The organism is Nocardia sp. NPDC051787, assembly GCF_040681325.1.
GTDB lineage: Bacteria > Actinomycetota > Actinomycetes > Mycobacteriales > Mycobacteriaceae > Nocardia.
Genome location: NZ_JBFAYO010000028.1, coordinates 20,156 through 38,841, shown reverse-complemented (window position 1 = coordinate 38,841; position 18,686 = coordinate 20,156). Strand labels below are relative to the sequence as shown.

The following is an 18,686-nucleotide window of genomic DNA, read 5'->3' as shown; positions in this document are numbered from 1 at the left end:
GATCAGCGCCGCTCCGCCGCGCGCTCTGCGTCCACCGATTCGAGCACCCGAGACAGCGTGTCGAACAGCAGCCGGTCCAGCCGGTGCTGGTCGACATCGTCGCGGGCCAGCCACTGCACCGTCAGATCTTCGGCCATCGCCCACCACGACCGGACCACCAGACGCTGGGCGGTCGTCGGCTCGTCCCGCCGGAGCGCAGCGAACACACGATCGGTCAATTCGTCGTGCAGCTGCTCCATGATCGACTCGAGCACCGGATCCTGCCCCGCCGCGCGCAGCAATCCCACCAGCGGCCCGCTGCGCCTGCGCATATAGCCGACGAAGTTGGCGATCATCGACGCGAGCGGGTCGGCGGCGTCCTCGGCGGGACCGGTTGCACGCAGGAATCGCTGGGTGGCGGCACGGACGAGCTGCGCGTAGTAGTCCTGCTTGGTCGGGAAGTAGTGGAAGAGCAGCCCGCGTGAGATACCGGCCTGCTGAGCGACGGCGTCGACGGTGATCTGGTGCCAGGGCCGGTCGATCAGCATGCCCAGCCCGATCCCGATCAGTTGTCTGCGCCGGTCCTCCGCCTTGCGACGGCCGCCGGGCTCCACGGCAACGTCGGTCATCCAGCCTCCTGCGTCGTGCGGGACACCCGCACCCGGCCGGTGCGACAAGGCGCTCCGCGATGGTTCCTCACCACGCCTTCTCTATTGAGCAATGCTCAACAATATGCTACCAATGACCCGACCGGGAGTTGAGCAATGCTCAGCACAGCCTCGAGGATGGGTATGGATTTCACGCATTCCGACCGAGCCGTCCGTCTCACCGACCAGGTGCGGCAGTTCGTGCGCGACGAGATCGAGCCACGCGACGCCGAGTACGCCGCGTTCCTGCGGGAATCGCCGTGGGCGGTCCCGCCGGTGGTCGAAGAGCTCAAACAGAAGGCGCGGGCCGCGGGACTGTGGAACCTCTTCCTCCCCGATCCGGACCTCGGCGCGGGTCTGAGCAACGTCGACTATGCACCGATGGCCGAGGCGATGGGCAGCTCCGGCTGGGCGCCGGAGGTGTTCAACTGCAACGCACCCGATACGGGCAACGCCGAGGTCCTGCTGCACTACGGGAGCGCGGAACAGCGCCGGGAGTGGCTGCACCCGCTGCTGGAGGGCACCATCCGCTCGGCGTTCTGCATGACCGAACCCGAGGTCGCCTCCTCCGATGCGACCAATATGGCCGCCACCGCCGTGGTGGACGGCGAGGAGATCGTGCTCAACGGCCGCAAGTGGTGGAGCACCGGCATCGGCCATCCGAACTGCGCGTTCGTCATCTTCATGGGACTCACCGACCCGGCGGCGCATCCCTATCAGCGCCACTCCATGGTGCTGGTCCCACTCGACACGCCCGGCGTGCGGATCGAGCGCATGCTCAGCACGTTCGGCTACCTGGACGAACCCTACGGACACGGCGAGGTCACCTTCACCGACGTGCGGCTCCCCTTGGACGCCGTGATCGCCGGGCCGGGACGCGGATTCGAGATCGCGCAGGGCCGCCTCGGCCCCGGCCGCATCCACCACTGCATGCGTGCCATCGGCCTCGCCGAACGCGCGCTCGAGCTGGCCTGTCGTCGCAGCCTGTCGCGCACCGCTTTCGGCAAGCCGCTGGCCAACCTCGGCGGCAATCGGGAGCGCATCGCGGGCGCGCGCGTCGCGATCAATCAGGCCAGGCTGCTCGTCCTGCACACCGCCTGGCTGCTGGATACGAAGGGACTGGCCGGTGCGCGCAGCGAGGTGTCGCAGATCAAGGCGGTCGTGCCGAGGATGACCCAGGAAGTGCTCGACATGGCGATCCAATTGCACGGCGGCGCAGGGCTCTCCGATGACTTCCCGCTGGCGCGCGCGTTCGCGGGCATTCGGTCGCTGCGCTTCGCCGACGGTCCCGACGAAGTACACCTCGGCGTGATCGCCCGCCAGGAACTACGCAAGTACGGGAACGACCGGTGATCGCGCCGGAGGCCGGCACGGTCCGCGCCGAGGACGCCTTCGACGTCGCGGCCATGCACGCCTGGCTCGCAGAGCAGGTGCCGGACCTCGGCGGTCCGCCCGAGGTGCGCCAATTCTCCGGCGGCGCGTCGAATCTCACCTATTTGCTGCGCTATCCGGACCGCGACGTGATCCTGCGACGGCCGCCGAGCGGCACGAAGGCCGCCTCGGCACACGACATGGGCCGCGAGTTCCTGGTGCAGCAACGGCTGCGTCCGCACTACCCGTACGTGCCGCGGATGGTCGCCCGGTGTGCCGACCCTGGTGTGATCGGCAGCGAGTTCTATGTGATGGAACGGGTGGCGGGCACCATCCTGCGCGGTGACCTGCCGGACGGAATGAGCCTGTCCATCGATCAGGCACGGCGACTGTCCACCACGGCTTTCGACTGTTTGATCGAACTGCACGAGGTGGACCCCATAGCCGCGGAACTCAGCGAAATCGGCAAAGGATCCGGCTACGTCGTCCGCCAGGTATCGAGCTGGTCGCGCCGTTTCGTCAATGCGCGCACCGACAACGTCAGCGATTTCGCGGCGGTAATGGCCTGGCTGGATCGCAACCAGCCACCGGATGTCGCGACCACCGTCATCCACAACGACTTCCGCCTCGACAATCTCGTGCTCGACCCGTCCGGTTCGGGCGCGATCGTCGGCGTACTCGACTGGGAGATGGCGACCTTGGGCGACCCGCTGATGGACCTGGGTGGCGCGCTGGCCTACTGGGTGCAGGCCGACGACGACGAGACCATGCTGTCCGTCCGCCGCCAGCCGAGCCCCCTGCCCGGCATGCTGACCCGCGGGCAGATCGTCGACCACTACTGCCGGCGCACCGGCCGTTCGGCCGAGAACTGGCCGTTCTACGAGGTTTTCGGGCTGTTCCGCCTGGCCGTCATCGCCCAGCAGATCTATTACCGCTACCACCACGGGCAGACCACCAACCCGGCGTTCAAGGACTTCTGGATGGTGATCAACTACCTGGACTGGCGCTGCCGGAAGATCGCGGGCCTGACCTGAGGTTCTACTCGGGCCACACCAGCACCGCGATGAGCACGACCAGCGGCAGGCCGATAGCCACCGCGATCCCGACGTTGACCCACACGGCTACCGCCCTCCGTTGGCTGCCAGGGTTGCCCTGCCACGCGGAGTGATCGACCACCGTGAAGAGTGCGGCGCGCACATGATGAGGCCGCGTGATTCGAGTTGACCTATCGCCCGGCGGGCTGACCATCCGGTGAGCTGCGCGTCGCGGCTGATCTGGTCGGCGGTGAGCATCCCACCCGGTGCGAGTACCGCCAACACCGCTGCCTCTGCCGTTCTGGTATCCACTGGCAACCCCCTCGCGTCGGTGCCCGCCCACTGCGCAAGTGCATCGGCGGTACGGCTGATCAGTTCGATTGACGCGCGCTCTACCGTGCCTGCCGGGTACTCATGTTCACCTGGAATCCGTTGCGGTAGTGCGTACATCGACTGCCCCTTTCTCGATTTCCCCTGGTGCGTTCAATGTTCCGCGCGCATAGCGAAACAGACCACGGCGCGCAAGTTGCACCTACGATGCAGGTATGCGCAGGCAACGTCTTATCGAGGCGCGGAAGGCGACCGGGAAGACTCAGGAGCAGATAGCCGAAGCAGTGGGGGTGGATCGCACCACGCTCGGCAGATGGGAGCGCAACGAGGGGACACCGTACCCGGCTCAGCGACCGAAATACGCTGAAGCACTAGGTATCACGACAGATGAGCTCTCGGCAATGCTGAGTAGCCTTCCTGCCATCGAGGGCGAGATGCCCGAATGGTTATCTACGTATCTCGGCATGGAACAGTCGGCTACGTCCATCCGCACGCACGAGCCGCGCGCGGTCTACGGACTGCTACAAATTCCGGCCTACGTTGAAGCCCTGGTGAGCAGGGTGGGCATCTCAGGAGTCTCGGATACCTACGTACAACAAGCCGTTGACCAGCGCTTGCACCGACAGAAGCGTGTCCGGTCGGGTGACTTGGTGCTGGACGTGATTCAGCCGGAATCGTCGTTGAGACTCCGTGTCGGTACCCCAGCAGTCATGTCCGAGCAGTTGCGGACTGTAGCGGAGTTGTCGGAGTTGCCGAACGTGACGGTACGAGTGACCACCTACGATGCGGGCCAATACGAAGCGCGCCGCCTGCATTCGTTCTCGCTCATGTCTCACCCGTGGGGATCGCCGCGGGTTCATATCGAGTCGTACGGCGGCGGGCGGTTCATCACAGACGCCGAGGAAGTGGGATACTTCGCCAGTGCGTTCGACCACGGGGCAAGGATTGCTCTGAGTCCTACCGAGTCGCGCAAGTTCGTCCTCGGACTAGCAGAAAAATGGGAGCACAAGCACGATGGATGACCTCGATTGGCGAGTGTCCAGTTTCACGGATAACGAGACATGCGTCGAGGTAGCTGGAACCCCGAACATCATCTACGTGCGCAACAGCAATGCTCGGGAAGCCGGAACCGTCGCGTTCACCCGTGCGGAGTTCTCAGCGTGGCTGAAGGGCTGCAAGGCTGGAGAGTTCGACGACCTGACCTAGGGGCTATTCAGCGGATCAGTTCGGTGCGGCGATCTTGATGATGGTGGATTTGCCGCCGCTGGTGGCCACGGTGACGAACTGGCGATAGGTGCGGTTGGCCGAGTCGGGCCGCAGTTCGGTGATCACCACGTCGTAGCGGCCGTCGAGCATGGAGGTGATCATGACGCAGTGCTGGGTCCCCGCGGGGACGGAAGCGATGCCCGCGTCGATCACAGCGACCGGTGGCACGGCGGCATCCGGGGCCGTCAGCGATCGGGCGACCGCCCCCGAGCGGGTCACGTAATACGCGTGCTGGAACGCCAGGATGACGTCCGGACCCGAGTCGACCGAACCGGTGCCGTTGCCGCGCACCAACTGTTCGCCACGGATCGGCTCACAGCCGGGGCCGCCGCCGAGCACCGGGTCGGCGACGGTGGCCGATTGCCGTGGCGCGGACGCCGCGTCCGTGTACACCAGCACCAGCGCCGCGGCGGCCAGCGAGGCAGCGATCCCGACGCCGCCGACCAACCAGGCGCGGCGTGGTCCGCGCCGGGCCCGGCGCCGATCGCGGGGCGCCCGGCGCCGGTCACCTCCAGCGCGGTGCGACGGACCCTGCGGCGCGATCATCCCGGGCCAGGTGGGCACGCGTTCGGGCCGTGCCCGGCCGGAGCGGGCGGGCACGCCGCCCAGCTCGGACGTGTTCGACGACATGATCTCGCCGCACCCCCTTTTACGGTGCCTACACGGCCACCGTGGGTTCCCTCTCAATGCCGTTGTGCAGTAACAACATTGCATATTTCGGTGGATTCTGTCGGTCGAATGGTCAACAGGCAAGGCCGAGGCGGCGGCGATAGCGCTCGCGACGGTAGCAACGGGTCTACTCGGTGACCCACCTCGCAAGGCTTCGACACAGCGGATGTATAGTTGCCAAAAGCAACTAGTTATCCTTGCTAACTAATCTGTTGTCGGGAACATGAGGTGAGTGCCATGTCCGCTACCGCTCGCGAGCGCACCGTCACGGCGGCCGAACTCGCGGCCGCCGACGAGCTCGGCAAGCAGCTCGTCCGGTTCATGCGAGCGGTCAACCGGACGAAGTCGCAGCTGGCCAAGCCGGGGCCGGACGGACTGGAACGGCTGGCCTACTCCGTGCTGTTCTGCCTGGTCCACGAGGGACCACAGCGCGCGGGCAGGATCGCCGAGCTGTTACACGCCGAGGCCTCCACGATCAGCAGACAGAGCAGATCGCTCGTGGCACACGGGCTGGTGGAGCGCCGGGCCGATCCGATCGACGGCCGTGCGTGCGTGCTGGCGGCTACCGCGGAGGGCGTGCGCGTCTTCGAGGAGAACCGCGCGTTGCGCAACCGGTGGCTGGCCGACATCCTGGCCGACTGGTCCGCGCGGGACCGGGACACCCTGACCGGTCTGCTCGACCGGCTCACCGCAGGGATCGAGACAACTTCCCGACAGCCAGCCGATTGGAAATAAGGGCTCATCCATGACGAATTCCACCACCGAGGCACCGCGGGACCTGGACCCGAGCGCCCCCCTGTCGCACCGGCAGATCCTGACCATCCTGTCCGGCCTGCTGCTCGGCATGTTCCTGGCCGCGCTCGACCAGAACATCGTCAGCGTCGCGATCGTGAAGATCGCCAACAGCCTGCACGGCTTCGACGAACAGGCCTGGGCGACAACGGCTTATCTGATCACCGCGACGATCACCACGCCGCTGTACGGCAAATTGGCCGACATCTACGGCCGCAAGCCGTTCTATCTCGTCGCCATCGGATTGTTCGTCATCGGTTCGGTGGCCTGCACCTTCGCCACCTCGATGTACCAGCTCGCTGGGTTCCGCGCCTTCCAGGGCCTCGGCGCGGGCGGGTTGATGTCGCTGGCGTTCACCATCATCGGTGACATCGTTCCCGTGCGGGAGCGGGTGCGCTACCAGGGCTATTTCATGATGGTCTTCGGTACGGCCACCGTGCTCGGCCCGGTGCTCGGCGGCTTCTTCTCCGACTACCAAGAGCTCGGCGGCATCGAGGGCTGGCGCTGGGTGTTCCTGGTGAACGTCCCGGTCGGCGTGCTCGCCATGCTCGTCGTGGCCAAGGTGCTCAACGCGCCGCACCAGCGCCAGCACCACCGCATCGACTGGTTCGGCGCGCTGACTCTGACGATCTTCGTCGTGCCGCTGCTGATCGTCGCCGAGCAGGGCCGCCATTGGGGCTGGTCGTCGGAGCGTGCGCTGATCTGCTATGGCGTCGGGGCGGTCGGCTTCCTGCTGTTCGTCCTGGTCGAATTCCTGATGAAGGACGCGGCGCTGATCCCAATGCGGCTGTTCAAGAACTCGACCTTCAGCGTCACCATCGCGGGCGGGTTCATCGTCGGCGTGGCGATGTTCGGCGCGATCACCATGGTCCCGCAGTACTTCCAGGTGGTGCGCGGCTACTCGCCGACGAAGGCCGGGCTGCTGATGCTTCCGCTGGTGCTCGGCATCATGCTCGGCTCCCAGTCGGCCGGGCGGATTACCAAGCGGACCGGTCGCTACAAGATCCTGCCGGTGACCGGCACGTTCATCGTCGCGATCGGCGCGACGCTGTATGCACAGGTGCACTACGACAGCCCGCTGTGGCAGCCGCTGGTGTACGGCGGCGTGATCGGCCTCGGGCTCGGCTGCTGCATGCAGACGTTGATCATCGCCGCGCAGAACGCCGGACCACGCTCGGACATGGGCGTTTCCACCGCGTCGGCTACCTTCTTCCGTCAGATGGGCGGCACGCTCGGCGTCGCGGTGTTCCTGACGATCCTGTTCAACCTGCTGCCGCACCGGATCACCGACGCGTTCGGCGGCGTGCTGCCGCCCGGATTCGGCCCCGACCAGCTCAGCGGCATGCAGTCCAACACCAGCGGTATCGCGGCCCTGCCCGACGAGCTGAAGATACCGATCCTCACCGGGTTCACCGACTCCATGCACGGTGTGTTCTACGCGGCGGCCGGAGTGGCTCTGCTGGCCTGCGTGGTGCTGATGTTCATGAAAGAGATTCCGCTGCAAGACAACCCGGTCGCCGCGGCGGCGCCGAGCGACGAGCCGGAGGAAACCGAATCACGATGGGACGCGGATCAGGTCTGGGAGGGCGCCGCGCACGCGTTGTCGGAACCGGAGCCGGTGCTCGCCGGGGCGGGCAAGCATGTGGCGGGTGATCCCGCGGGTAACGGCGCCCGGGGCCCCGAGCTGCGCGCGAGTTTCGACGCGTCCGACGGCGCGGAGTATGAAGGCCGTTCCCTCGGCGGTTATGTCCACCGCGAAGACGGGCGCCCGGTGCCCTCCGCCGCGCTGACCCTGATCGACCAGCGCGGACGTCAGGCCGGGCGGGCAACCGGGGGCTCCGACGGCGGTTACGTCATCGGCGCGGCCGATACGGGCGATTATGTGCTGATCGTGTCGGCCGTCGGCCATCAACCAGCGGCGGTCAACGTCACCGTCGGGGACCGGCCTCAGCAGGTCGACATCACGCTGCGCGGCTCCGGGGAGGTGTCCGGCGTGGTCCGGTCACGCACCCGCGGCGAGCCGCTGCCCGGCGCGACCGTCACACTGACCGACCCGGACGGCGAGGTCGTCGGGTCCGCCACCGCGGCGTCCGATGGCGCCTACCTGTGTCATGGCGTTGTCCCCGGCACCTACACCCTGGTGGCGATCGCCGAGCACATGCGTCCGAGCGCGACCACGCTGACGGTGCCGGACAGCGGGCCCCTGCACCATGACATCGACCTCGCCCCGATGGCGGTGCTGGCCGGGAACGCGTGGTCGGACGGCGGCCGGGCGGTCTCCGAGGTCCAGATCAGCGTGCTCGACGCGGCGGGCGTGCTCATCGCGACGACGCGCACCGACGAGAACGGCCGCTACGTGGTCACCGATCTGGCCGAGGGCGACTACACGATCGTGGCGCGCGGCTATCCGCCGGTGACCAGCCGGGTCACGGTGTGCGGCGGCGAGGCGGCGCACGACGTGCGGCTCGGCTACGACATCGAAGACGAGGCGGCCGGGAAGGTCTCGCCTGAGCGCTGACTCGCGGTCCGCCGTGCGGAGGGCCGTGGTGCACAAACCACGCCCTCGGAGTTCGGAGACTCGCGCGTCGGCCGCGCCCGGACGATCTATCGCTCGGACCGATCCCGCTTGTGATCGCCGAACGGCTCGTCGCGCTCTCGGACCGCCTCGCGGAAGCCAACTGTGGCAGCACGGTTTTGGAAGGCATAACCCTCCCTGGTGTGCCGGGCGATGCCGTCGAAGACGGTGCTGATCATGCCGGAGTTGGCGACGCCCTGCGCGTACAGCGCCGAGTTGAGCGCCAGCTTGGCCATCATGAGCTGGTTGACCGGCATGCGCGCGATCCGGGCGACGAACTCCTCGGTGCGCGCGTCGAGTTCGTCGGCGGGCCAGGATTCGACCGCGAGGCCCCACTCGACAGCCTGCTGGCCGGTGAGGCAGTCACCGGTGAACAGCAGGCGCTTGGCGCGCTGGTCACCGAGGCGATGCGCCCACATGCCCGCGGCCGGGACACCCCACACGCGGGTGGGCGGATAACCGATCTTGGTGTCGTCGGCGCAGATGATCTGGTCGGCGAACAGGGCGATGTCGCTGCCGCCCGCCACGGCGAAGCCGTGCAGCTTGGCCACGGTCGGCTTGTTCGCCTGCATCAGGCTGGCGAACCCCCGGTTGAACCGGCTCATCATCGCGTAATCGATCATCGGGTCCCATGTCTGCGCCGGGTCGTGGTTGCGGCCCTGCACCACCGGATCGACGACCGTTCCCGCCACGTCGCCGGGTCCCCCGGTCACCGCGAAACCCTGCTCGGCGAACATGCTCAGGTCGTACCCGCCGCAGAATCCCTTGCCGCGCCCGGACAGCAGGATCACGTGCACGCGCGGGTCCAGATCGGCGCGCTCGACCGCGCGGGCCAGATCATGCGGGGTGTCCGGAGTGATCGCATTGCCTTTCTCCGGGCGGTTGAACGTGATACGCGCTATCCGGCCGTCCCGTTCGTAGGTCAGCGTGCGGTACTCGCCCGCGTCGTCCGGTTCGGGGCGGCCCGCCCACGGCGAGTCCGGGGTCTCGTCCCAATTGCGGTACCACGCGGCCGCGCCGTCCTGGAATTCACTGTCGGTCATCGTCTTCCCTTTCGACGTCGGCCGGAACCGGGTATCCGCAGTCTGGCTCACCGGGCATTTGACAGTCAATACTGACTGTGAAATCGTCCTCGGCGACGAAGGGAGCCCGATGGCCGGACGACGCGAGGAGCAGAAGCGGGCGACTCGCGTCCGCATTCTCGACGCCGCTGCGGATCTACTGGCCGAGCGGGGCTACGCGGCGCTGTCCACCCTGTCGGTGCAGCGCGCGGCAGGCGTCAGCCGCGGGGCGCTGCTACACCACTTCCCCACGATCGACGCCTTGGTTTCGGGATTGGTCGCTCATCTGGTCGCACGCAACGAAGCGGCTGTCCGGGAGGCCGCGGATCGGCTCGGCGACGGCTCCGACCCGGTGATACGCGCGCTGACCGCGTTGTACGAGTCGATGGCCCGCCCGGCGGCGCAGGCGGAGTTCGAATTGTGGGCGGCCGCGCGCACCGATCCGTCGCTTGCCGAGGCGCTGCGCGCGGCCGAACGGCAGGCCGGGCGGGATCTCCATCGCGTGGTCGACGCGCTGTTCGGCCCGGAGTTGGTCGCGCATTCGCGTTATCCGGCCGTCCGCGATCTCACGGTCGCGATACTGCGCGGCACCGCGATGTCGCGGCCACTGCGGTCGACGGAGCGCGCCGCCGCGACAACCATCGCCCGATGGGCGCAGGCCATTGGCATCCTGCTCACCCACAGCCCGTAGCAATCGCTCGGTGTGAGTACATGCGCATCGATTGTGATGTGCATCACTTAGTCAGTCGATTGTGCTGTCTCACACAGTCTCGCTATCCTGGCTGCACTTTGAGACCACCGAGTCTCAATGCTGCCTTCGACGGGGCCGGGTCCGACCACCGCGCGGCACCGGCGGAGGCCGATTCCTGCCGGGGAGCGCCTGCGGCGCGTGGACTACCAGGAGCGAACGCATGCGATCGAAGTTGATCTCGGCGGCCATCGGTATCGCGGCGATGACGCTGTCCTGCGTCGGCGCCGGCAGCGGGCCCGCCGTCGCCGCACCGGAGTGCCCGAGCCTGTACGTGGTGGCGATCCCGGGAACATGGGAGACCACCGACCGGCCGGACGGCGACCCGCCGGGACCCGGAATGCTCGCGGGGGTCACCAACGGACTGCCGGACTCGGCGCGAGTGGACTACGTCAGCTACGCCGCGACGGCGTTCCCGTGGGAGAGCGAGGTCTACGGCGCCTCCAAGCGTGAGGCCGTGGACAACGCGCGCGGCTTGATCGCGACGATGGCCAGGGAGTGCGGCGCGACCAAGATCGCGCTGCTCGGCTACAGCCAAGGAGCCGACGCGGCAGGGGATCTCGCGGCCGAGATCGGCACCGGCCTCGGCGTCGTGCCGCCGCACCGGATCGCGGCGGTCGGACTCATCTCCGATCCGCGCCGCTCCCCCGCCGACGCGCTGATCGGGCCGCCGGTGGGCGGCGCGGGCGCGGGCGGTCCGCGGATCGGCGGGTTCGGTTTCGTCAGCCCGCAGACCCGCACCATCTGCGCGGCCGGCGACCTCTACTGCGCGACGGCCGCGGACGATTTCGTGACCCGCTTCGCGGGCTTCCTGGCCCAGACCTCGCATCCGGACCCCGCCTACCTCTGGCGCTACCAACTCGAAATGAACGCCATCCTCGGCGATCTCATGTCCAACGGCGGGATCGCATTGCTGCAGAGCCAGCTGTCGGAGTCGGCCAACCAGGAACGAGCGCGACTGCTCGACGAGTTCTACCGTTCCCAGGCCCACACCGCCTACGGCAGCTACCCCGTCGGCGGCGGAAAAACCGCGCTGTCCTGGATGCGCGACTGGCTGAGCTCGCTGGCCACCTAGGTAGTCGGCTACTTCACCACGGGCGCCGCGCCCGGATCGCAGCGGCTTTCCCAGCCGGACCGGTATCTCGACGTCCGTGTGACGCCGCCGACCGGCCGCCGCCACATCCGTGCCACCCGTCATCGGATGCGCAGGGCGGTCAGCCGCCAGCCCGCCGAGCGGGTGCGGGCGATGCGCGCCGCCAGCGCGAAATGCCTGGCACCGCGGGCGTATCCGGCGTAGACCTCGGCGGTCTTGGCGTCCACCAGTACGACGCTCACGCGGATCGGCACCGCGACGCCGAGGGAACGGCCCGGCACCAGATCGGCGGCGATCAGGGTGCGCGTCGCGGCGATGACCGTGGCGTCGGCGACCACGGCGAGCTGCGCCACCGGTCTCCTGCGGTCGAGTACCTCCAGCACGATTCGCACCGCGGAATCGGCGAACCGCCGCGCCGCGGAGAGCGTTTCGTCGTCGGTCCGGGTTCCCTGCGGATGACTCCGGTGCAGCGCGCCGCGCACGCCGGCGCTCGGCCGCCCGGACGCGGCGAGGTGCGTCCGCGGGCGGCACGGTAGCGCCCGCGCTGCCGCCGGATCGCTCGCCGTACGGCCGGCCTCGGAACGGCGACGACTGTCCAACGGCGGCTCCGGATTCGGAGCGGGTGCCATCCAATCGCGATATCCAGCCATCCAAACCCCTTCCAAACCACTGTGTCTGAAATCACTGTGGGGACCGATTCTGCGGACCCGCCGCCGGATGTCGTGCGTAGTCGGCTACCCGAGTACTTCCCGATGCGTCGCCAGCGGGAAGGGGCGGGGCACAGCGACAGCCCTATGTTGGAGTCGACAGGAACCGACACCGGAAGCGGAGACCCGAATGAGCGACCAGCGAGGAGCGGACGTGGCCGCACCCGGAAGGCCTGCGCCGCCACGGCGCCTGGCCCGGATCGGGTTGCCGACGCTCACGGCGGTGCTCGCCGCGTACCTCGTGGTCAGCCAGCTGATCGTGGTCGTGCCGGTCTCGTGGGTCATGCCGTTGCTGCGCAGCGCGATCATCCAGTCCGCTCTGCTCTTACTCGGCGCGGTGCGCGACGCGATGGGCTCGTGGAACGTGATACTCGCGGTGGTCACGACCGGACTCGCGCTGGTAGCGCTGCGCCGGAGTGCGGCGGGTCGGCGCGTCGCGGGGACGGTGACCGGGGTGGCCGCCGTCGGTCTGGTTCTGTCCGTGGCGACGAGCGCGGCGCTGGTGTGCGCGGCGCGTGACGCTGCGGGCGCGTGGATTGCGTTCGCCCCAGCCGTTCCGTTCAGCACCGTCGGCGACGCGCCCGACGAGACCGTCACGTACGCGACCATCGACGGGCAGCCGATCCAGGCGGATCTGTACCTGCCGGTACGCGGGTCCACACCGGCACCGCTGGTGGTCAGCATCCACGGCGGCGCGTTCGTCGGGGGCAGCCGCGGCACCAATGCCTACACCACATGGCTGGCCGACAACGGGTACGCCGTCCTCGATGTGGACTACCGCCTCTCCGACGACGCCGACCACCGCTGGGACACCGCGGACGCCGACGTGGCCTGCGCACTGACCTGGGCCACGACGAACGCGCAGCGATACAACTTGGACCTGCACCGCCTCGCCGCGTTCGGCAACTCCGCGGGTGGCAATCTCGCGATCAACGTGGCGAACAAGATCAACGCCGGTGTCCTGCGTCCCAGCTGCGGCAGCGCCGCCGACCTGCCCCGGGTGGGCGCGGTGATCGCGCTGTATCCTGTGGTCGACCTCACCGCCTCCGGCACCGAGACCGCGATAGGGTCCGACGCGGCCCGGCAGTACGTCGGCGGAACACCCGAGCAATACCCCGATCGATATACCGCGACCGACTCCGCGCCGCACATCACCGACCAGTCCCCGCCGACACTGTTGGTCCAAGGCGCGAACGACCACCTCGTGCTCGCCGAGCACACCGCGGCCTACGCTGCCGCGCTCGACGCCGCGGGCATCCCGCACCGCTACGTCGAGTTTCCCTTCCTCGACCACGCTTTCGGAACCACCGAACTCGACGCCGGCGCCCAGGTGACCCGCCTTCTCACCCGCGCCTGGCTAGCGGAATACCTGGCGTAACCGAGGCCACACCGCCGCCTCGGGAATAGCCCTGCGTCCACCGCCGTTCCATTGGTTGCCATATCCACTAAATTGGGCCAGACTGAGAACGAAGGAGGCGTCGTGCAGTTCGGAATTTTCACGGTCGGCGATGTGACGACCGACCCGACCACCGGGCGGACGCCGAGCGAGCACGAGCGGATCACGGCGATGGTGACCATCGCGCGGAAGGCCGAAGAAGTCGGGCTGGACGTCTTCGCCACCGGCGAGCACCACAACCCGCCATTCGTGCCGTCGTCGCCGACGACGATGCTCGGCTACATCGCGGCGCGCACCGAGCGGCTTCAGCTCTCCACCGCGACCACGCTGATCACCACGAACGATCCGGTGAAGATCGCCGAGGACTTCGCCATGTTGCAGCACCTGGCCGGCGGCCGCGTCGACCTGATGCTCGGCCGCGGCAACACCGGACCGGTCTATCCCTGGTTCGGCAAGGACATTCGGGACGGCATTCCGCTGGCGATCGAGAATTACCACCTGCTGCACCGGCTCTGGCGCGAGGACGTGGTCGACTGGGAGGGCAAGTTCCGCACGCCGCTGCAATCGTTCACCTCGACGCCGCGCCCGCTGGAAGGCGTGCCGCCGTTCGTCTGGCACGGCTCGATCCGCAGTCCGGAAATCGCCGAGCAGGCCGCCTACTACGGTGACGGATTCTTCGCCAACAACATCTTCTGGCCGAAAGAGCACTTCCAGCGCCTGATCTCGCTGTACCGCCGGCGCTACGAGCACTACGGGCACGGCTCGGCCGACCAAGCCATCGTCGGACTGGGCGGCCAGGTGTTCATGCGCAAGAACTCCCAGGACGCGGTGCGGGAGTTCCGGCCATACTTCGACAACGCGCCGGTCTACGGACACGGCCCGTCGCTGGAGGAGTTCACCGAGCAGACCCCGCTCACCGTGGGCAGCCCGCAGGAAGTCATCGACAAGACGCTCACCTTCCGCGAGTCGTTCGGCGACTACCAGCGTCAGCTGTTCCTGATGGACCACGCCGGACTTCCGCTGAAAACGGTGCTGGAGCAATTGGACCTGCTCGGCGAGGAAGTCGTGCCGGTGCTGCGCAAGGAGTTCGACGCTATGCGCCCCGCGCACATTCCGGACGCGCCGACGCATGCTTCCCTGCTCGCCGCCCGCGACGCCGCGCCGGAGGTGACCCGATGACCCGCATCGCCGTCGTCGCCGCGGGACTGTCCCAGCCCTCGTCGACCAGACTGCTCGCCGATCGACTCGCCACGGCCACCGGCAAAGTGCTGGCGAACTCCGGCGCCGACGCGACGTTCGACGTCGTCGAGCTGCGCGAACACGCCCGCGATCTGGCCGACAACCTGGTGACCGGATTCGCGGCGGGAGCGCTGCGCGCGGCGACCGATACCGTGGTCACCGCCGACGGGCTGATCGCCGTCACGCCGATCTTCAACGCCTCCTACAGCGGCCTGTTCAAGACGTTCTTCGACGTGCTGGAACCGGATTCGCTGAGCGGGATGCCGGCGCTGCTCGGTGCGACCGGCGGCTCGGCGCGCCACTCCCTTGCCTTGGAGCACGCGTTGCGGCCGATGTTCAGCTATCTGCGTGCGGTGGTCGCGCCCACGTCGGTGTACGCGGCGTCCGAGGACTGGGCATCCGCCGACTCGGATGGACTGAGCGCCCGGATGGACCGCGCCGCAACGGAATTCGCCACGTTTCTGACCAACACGCCGCGATCGCGTGCCACCGATCCGTACGACGAGCCGGTACCGTTCGCACAGCTTCTCGGCACCCACTGAGTTTCCCGCAATGCGCCCGATCCAACCCTCCGTCCACATAGTTTAAATCTCAATCACAGAGGAGAATGCCATGACACCCGCAACGACCAAGGCCCTGACCGCAGGCACCTGGGCCATCGATCCCGTCCACTCCACCCTCGGCTTCTCGGTGCGCCACCTGATGGTCAGCAAGGTGCGGGGCCGCTTCACCGACTTCTCCGGCAAGCTGGTCATCGCCGAGGATGGCAGCGCATCGGCCGAGGCCGAAATCCGGGTCGACTCGGTGACCACCGACAACGCACAGCGCGACGCCCACCTGCGCACCGCCGACTTCTTCCGGGCCGAGCAATTTCCGGTGGCCACCTTCAAGTCCACCGGGTTCCGGGTCGACGGCGACGACTTCGTGGTGGACGGCGACTTCACCATCCGCGGCGTCACCGAGCCGGTGTCGCTCGCCGTCGAGTTCCTCGGCGTGAATCCCGGCATGGGGCAGGGGCCGGTCGCCGGCTTCGAGGCCACGACCGTGATCAATCGCCGCGATTTCGGCATCACGATCGACATGCCGCTGCCGGACGGCGGCGCGGTGATCGGCGACAAGATCACGCTCACGCTGGCGGTCGAGGTCGGCCTGCAATCCTGAACCGTCGGACATTCCCGCCATCATCGTGCGGGAAACGTCCTTCCCGGTCAGAACAACGTCATCGGCTCGGCAGGCTCGGGCTCGGGCAGCGGGTCCAGCTCCGGCAGACGCGAACGGACCTCGTCGTGGAAACGGCGGGCCAGCTCCAGCGCGCCCGCGTTGTCCGGCGTGTGCAGGAACACCGTCGGCGACCTGCCTTCGCGCAGCCATTCGGCGACCGTGCCGACCCACGGCTGCCAGCCCGCAACCGTCCGCTCGACGTCGTCGCGGCCGTGATAACGCACGATCGGGTGCTCCGTCAGCGCGCGCATCCTGCGCGGCAGCCGCGGCTTCTTCGCGGCCGCCTCCTGCTCGGCCGCGCTGACGGACGGACCGTCGAAAAGCACTGTGGTGTCGAACGGTATCCATTCGGCGTCGACGCGCGACAGCACGTATTCGAGCCTGCGCGCAGCCTGCTCGTCGGCGAAGAACGCGGGATGACGGACCTCGACGGCGGGCCGGTAGGCGCGCGGTAGCAGGCGCAGGAATCCGGCGAGCGCGCCGAGATCGGTCGGACCGAACGAGCCGGGCAGTTGCACCCACAGCGCGTGGACGCGTTCCCCGAGCGGCGCCATCGCCTCGAGGAACGACCGCAGTTCCTCCTCGACACCGGACAGCCTGCGCTCATGCGTGATCGGTTTGGGGAGTTTGAGCACGAACCGGAACTCCGGAGCGCACTGGCTCGCCCACGATTCCACGGTGCGCCGCGAGGGGGTGGCGTAGAACGTCGTATTGCCCTCGACCGCATTGCACCACGTGGCGTACCACCGCAGCCGCTCTCCAGGAGGAAGCTGCCGTTCCTGCCATGCCGCGTGCGTCCACATCGCACATCCCACATGAAGCCGCATGACTGCGACGCTAACCTGTTCCGCCTCTCCGGGTACTCAGGCTGTACCGCCTCTCCGGGTACTCAGGCCGTATAAGCGAGTGCCGCCAGGGTTGGTCACAGGTCCTGCGTCGAGTGTCGCTCGAGTTCTGGGCGTACCCGGTGAGTTACCCATATGCATACGAGATCAGTTGTCCGGTACAGCACCTGTCCGGCGCAGCGCGCGCGATGGTCGGTTACCGAGCGCGCGGTTTCGGCCGCACCCAGCCGAAGGTCAGTTCGACCGCGCGCCGCCATTTCTCGTATTCGTCCTCGCGGTGCGCCGGATCCATGCGCGGAACCCATTGGGCGGCAAGGCGCCAATTGTTGCGCAGCCCTTCCAGATCCGGCCAGTAGCCGACGGCGAGACCGGCGGCATACGCCGCACCCAGCGAGACGGTCTCGGCGACGAACGGACGCAGGACGGGAACGTCGAGTACGTCGGCCACGATCTGCATGAGCAGGTTGTTCGACGTCATGCCGCCGTCCACGCGCAGAGTCGCAGCCTGCAGGCCGGAGTCGGCGTTCATCGCCTCGACCACGTCGCGGGTCTGCCACGCGGTGGCCTCCAGCACGGCGCGGGCGATGTGCCCCTTGGTGATGTAGGAGGTCAGTCCGGCGATGAGGCCGCGGGCGTCGCTGCGCCAATGCGGCGCGTACAGCCCGGAGAACGCAGGCACCACATAGCAGCCGCCGTTGTCGTCGACGGTGCGCGCGAGGGTTTCGATCTCCGGCGCACTGGTGACCAGGCCGATGTTGTCCCGCACCCACTGCACGAGCGAGCCGGTGACCGCGATCGGTCCCTCCAACGCGTACACCGGCTCGGGGCCGATCTGGTAGCCGATCGTGGTGAGCAGGCCGTGCTCGGACCGCACCAGCTCGCGTCCGGTGTTCATCATGAGGAATCCGCCTGTGCCGTAGGTGCACTTGGTTTCCCCACGCGCGAAACAAGTTTGGCCGAACAGCGCGGCATGCTGGTCGCCCAGCGCGGCGGCGATCGGGATGCCGGGTACCACCCGGCAGGTGACGCCGTAGGACGCGGTGGAGCGCTGGATGTGCGGCAGCATCGCGGCGGGAATGCCGAAGAACGCCAGCAGTTCGTCGTCCCAGGTGAGGGTACTGAGGTTCATCAGCAAAGTGCGGCTGGCGTTGGTGACATCGGTGAGGTGCAGCCCGCCGTCGACCCCGCCGGTGAGGTTCCAGATCAGCCAGGTCTCCATGGTGCCGAACAGCACCTCGCCGCGCTCGGCGCGCTCGCGCAGACCCGGGACGGCGTCCAGCATCCACCGCAGCCGTGGTGCCGCGAAGTAGGTGGCCAGCGGCAGGCCGCACAACTCGCGGATCCTATCCGTGCCAGGGCGTTCCCGCAGCTCGCCGACCAATTCCTCGGTCCGCACATCCTGCCAGACGATGGCGCGACCGATCGGCATCCCGGTGCGGCGGTCCCACACCACGGTGGTCTCGCGCTGATTGGCGATGCCGAGCGCGGCGATCTGGTTGGCGGCGACGCCGGAATCCCGCATCGCCTGCGGCACGATCCGCTCGACGTTGCGCCAGATCTCCAGCGCATCCTGCTCGGCCCATCCCGGGCGCGGATAGTGCTGCTGGTGCGGGCGCTGCGCGACGCCGACCAAGCGGGCGCGCTGATCGAACAGGATGCAGCGGGTGGAGGTGGTGCCCTGATCGATGGACAGCACGTAGCGTTGCGTCATCG

19 protein-coding genes are annotated in these 18,686 nt (G+C 68.0%); 12 read left to right on the top strand and 7 right to left on the bottom strand.

Annotated elements, in window-relative coordinates:
* Nucleotides 1-2: 2 nt before the first annotated feature.
* On the bottom strand, nucleotides 3-608 hold the full coding sequence (locus AB0M45_RS25850) for a TetR/AcrR family transcriptional regulator (protein ID WP_364334307.1): 606 nt from the start codon (nucleotides 606-608) through the stop codon (nucleotides 3-5).
* A 162-nt stretch (nucleotides 609-770) separates the two neighbouring features.
* Here AB0M45_RS25850 and AB0M45_RS25845 point away from each other — a divergent pair, with 162 nt between their 5' ends.
* Nucleotides 771-1,979, top strand: a complete 1,209-nt coding sequence (locus AB0M45_RS25845; protein ID WP_364334304.1) for an acyl-CoA dehydrogenase family protein — start codon at nucleotides 771-773, stop codon at nucleotides 1,977-1,979.
* 53 nt (nucleotides 1,980-2,032) lie between these two features.
* Nucleotides 2,033-3,031: a phosphotransferase family protein gene (locus AB0M45_RS25840; protein ID WP_364334484.1), complete on the top strand. Its 999-nt coding sequence runs from the start codon at nucleotides 2,033-2,035 to the stop codon at nucleotides 3,029-3,031.
* A 4-nt stretch (nucleotides 3,032-3,035) separates the two neighbouring features.
* Here AB0M45_RS25840 and AB0M45_RS25835 read toward each other — a convergent pair whose 3' ends face one another.
* A complete protein-coding gene (locus tag AB0M45_RS25835; protein WP_364334301.1) occupies nucleotides 3,036-3,194 on the bottom strand; it encodes a hypothetical protein in 159 nt (52 codons plus the stop codon).
* Between the two features lie 382 nt (nucleotides 3,195-3,576).
* Here AB0M45_RS25835 and AB0M45_RS25830 point away from each other — a divergent pair, with 382 nt between their 5' ends.
* Nucleotides 3,577-4,383, top strand: coding sequence for a helix-turn-helix transcriptional regulator (locus AB0M45_RS25830; RefSeq protein WP_364334298.1), 807 nt, complete (start codon nucleotides 3,577-3,579; stop codon nucleotides 4,381-4,383).
* On the top strand, nucleotides 4,376-4,567 hold the full coding sequence (locus tag AB0M45_RS25825) for a DUF397 domain-containing protein (RefSeq protein ID WP_364334295.1): 192 nt from the start codon (nucleotides 4,376-4,378) through the stop codon (nucleotides 4,565-4,567). Before AB0M45_RS25830 ends, AB0M45_RS25825 begins: the two co-directional genes overlap by 8 nt.
* A 15-nt stretch (nucleotides 4,568-4,582) precedes the next feature.
* Here AB0M45_RS25825 and AB0M45_RS25820 read toward each other — a convergent pair whose 3' ends face one another.
* A complete protein-coding gene (locus tag AB0M45_RS25820) occupies nucleotides 4,583-5,257 on the bottom strand; it encodes a hypothetical protein (protein WP_364334292.1) in 675 nt (224 codons plus the stop codon).
* A 276-nt stretch (nucleotides 5,258-5,533) separates the two neighbouring features.
* On the opposite strand from AB0M45_RS25820, the gene AB0M45_RS25815 reads away from it, so the two are divergent.
* Nucleotides 5,534-6,031, top strand: a complete 498-nt coding sequence (locus AB0M45_RS25815) for a MarR family transcriptional regulator (protein WP_364334289.1) — start codon at nucleotides 5,534-5,536, stop codon at nucleotides 6,029-6,031.
* 10 nt (nucleotides 6,032-6,041) lie between these two features.
* Entirely contained in the window at nucleotides 6,042-8,606 is a 2,565-nt protein-coding gene (locus tag AB0M45_RS25810; RefSeq protein WP_364334286.1) for an MFS transporter, read from the top strand.
* An 86-nt stretch (nucleotides 8,607-8,692) separates the two neighbouring features.
* On the opposite strand, the gene AB0M45_RS25805 is transcribed toward AB0M45_RS25810, so the two are convergent.
* Entirely contained in the window at nucleotides 8,693-9,706 is a 1,014-nt protein-coding gene (locus AB0M45_RS25805) for a crotonase/enoyl-CoA hydratase family protein (protein WP_364334283.1), read from the bottom strand.
* Between the two features lie 109 nt (nucleotides 9,707-9,815).
* Between AB0M45_RS25805 and AB0M45_RS25800 the strand changes: the two genes are divergently transcribed.
* Nucleotides 9,816-10,415 (top strand): helix-turn-helix domain-containing protein, encoded by a 600-nt coding sequence (locus tag AB0M45_RS25800; RefSeq protein WP_364334280.1) that lies wholly within the window; start codon nucleotides 9,816-9,818, stop codon nucleotides 10,413-10,415.
* Nucleotides 10,416-10,677: 262 nt separating this feature from the next.
* Entirely contained in the window at nucleotides 10,678-11,547 is an 870-nt protein-coding gene (locus AB0M45_RS25795; RefSeq protein ID WP_364334481.1) for a cutinase family protein, read from the top strand.
* 119 nt (nucleotides 11,548-11,666) lie between these two features.
* Here AB0M45_RS25795 and AB0M45_RS25790 read toward each other — a convergent pair whose 3' ends face one another.
* Nucleotides 11,667-12,194 carry an Rv3235 family protein gene (locus AB0M45_RS25790; RefSeq protein ID WP_364334277.1) on the bottom strand — a complete coding sequence of 176 codons (528 nt, stop codon included), beginning with the start codon at nucleotides 12,192-12,194 and terminating at the stop codon, nucleotides 11,667-11,669.
* Nucleotides 12,195-12,402: 208 nt separating this feature from the next.
* Here AB0M45_RS25790 and AB0M45_RS25785 point away from each other — a divergent pair, with 208 nt between their 5' ends.
* The 4 genes from AB0M45_RS25785 (at nucleotide 12,403) to AB0M45_RS25770 (ending at nucleotide 16,068) form a co-directional block, all read left to right on the top strand.
* Nucleotides 12,403-13,650 (top strand): alpha/beta hydrolase, encoded by a 1,248-nt coding sequence (locus AB0M45_RS25785; RefSeq protein WP_364334274.1) that lies wholly within the window; start codon nucleotides 12,403-12,405, stop codon nucleotides 13,648-13,650.
* A 102-nt stretch (nucleotides 13,651-13,752) separates the two neighbouring features.
* Nucleotides 13,753-14,847 (top strand): LLM class flavin-dependent oxidoreductase, encoded by a 1,095-nt coding sequence (locus tag AB0M45_RS25780; RefSeq protein ID WP_364334271.1) that lies wholly within the window; start codon nucleotides 13,753-13,755, stop codon nucleotides 14,845-14,847.
* The gene (locus tag AB0M45_RS25775) at nucleotides 14,844-15,449 is read left to right on the top strand and encodes an FMN reductase (RefSeq protein ID WP_364334268.1); all 606 of its coding nucleotides are present in this window, start codon (nucleotides 14,844-14,846) and stop codon (nucleotides 15,447-15,449) included. Before AB0M45_RS25780 ends, AB0M45_RS25775 begins: the two co-directional genes overlap by 4 nt.
* Nucleotides 15,450-15,519: 70 nt before the next feature.
* Complete coding sequence (locus tag AB0M45_RS25770) at nucleotides 15,520-16,068, top strand: YceI family protein (protein ID WP_364334265.1); 549 nt, start codon at nucleotides 15,520-15,522, stop codon at nucleotides 16,066-16,068.
* A 47-nt stretch (nucleotides 16,069-16,115) separates the two neighbouring features.
* Here AB0M45_RS25770 and AB0M45_RS25765 read toward each other — a convergent pair whose 3' ends face one another.
* Nucleotides 16,116-16,955, bottom strand: coding sequence for a DUF72 domain-containing protein (locus AB0M45_RS25765; protein WP_364334262.1), 840 nt, complete (start codon nucleotides 16,953-16,955; stop codon nucleotides 16,116-16,118).
* Nucleotides 16,956-17,169: 214 nt separating this feature from the next.
* Nucleotides 17,170-18,684, bottom strand: a complete 1,515-nt coding sequence (gene glpK / locus AB0M45_RS25760; protein WP_364334258.1) for a glycerol kinase GlpK — start codon at nucleotides 18,682-18,684, stop codon at nucleotides 17,170-17,172.
* Nucleotides 18,685-18,686: the final 2 nt, after the last annotated feature.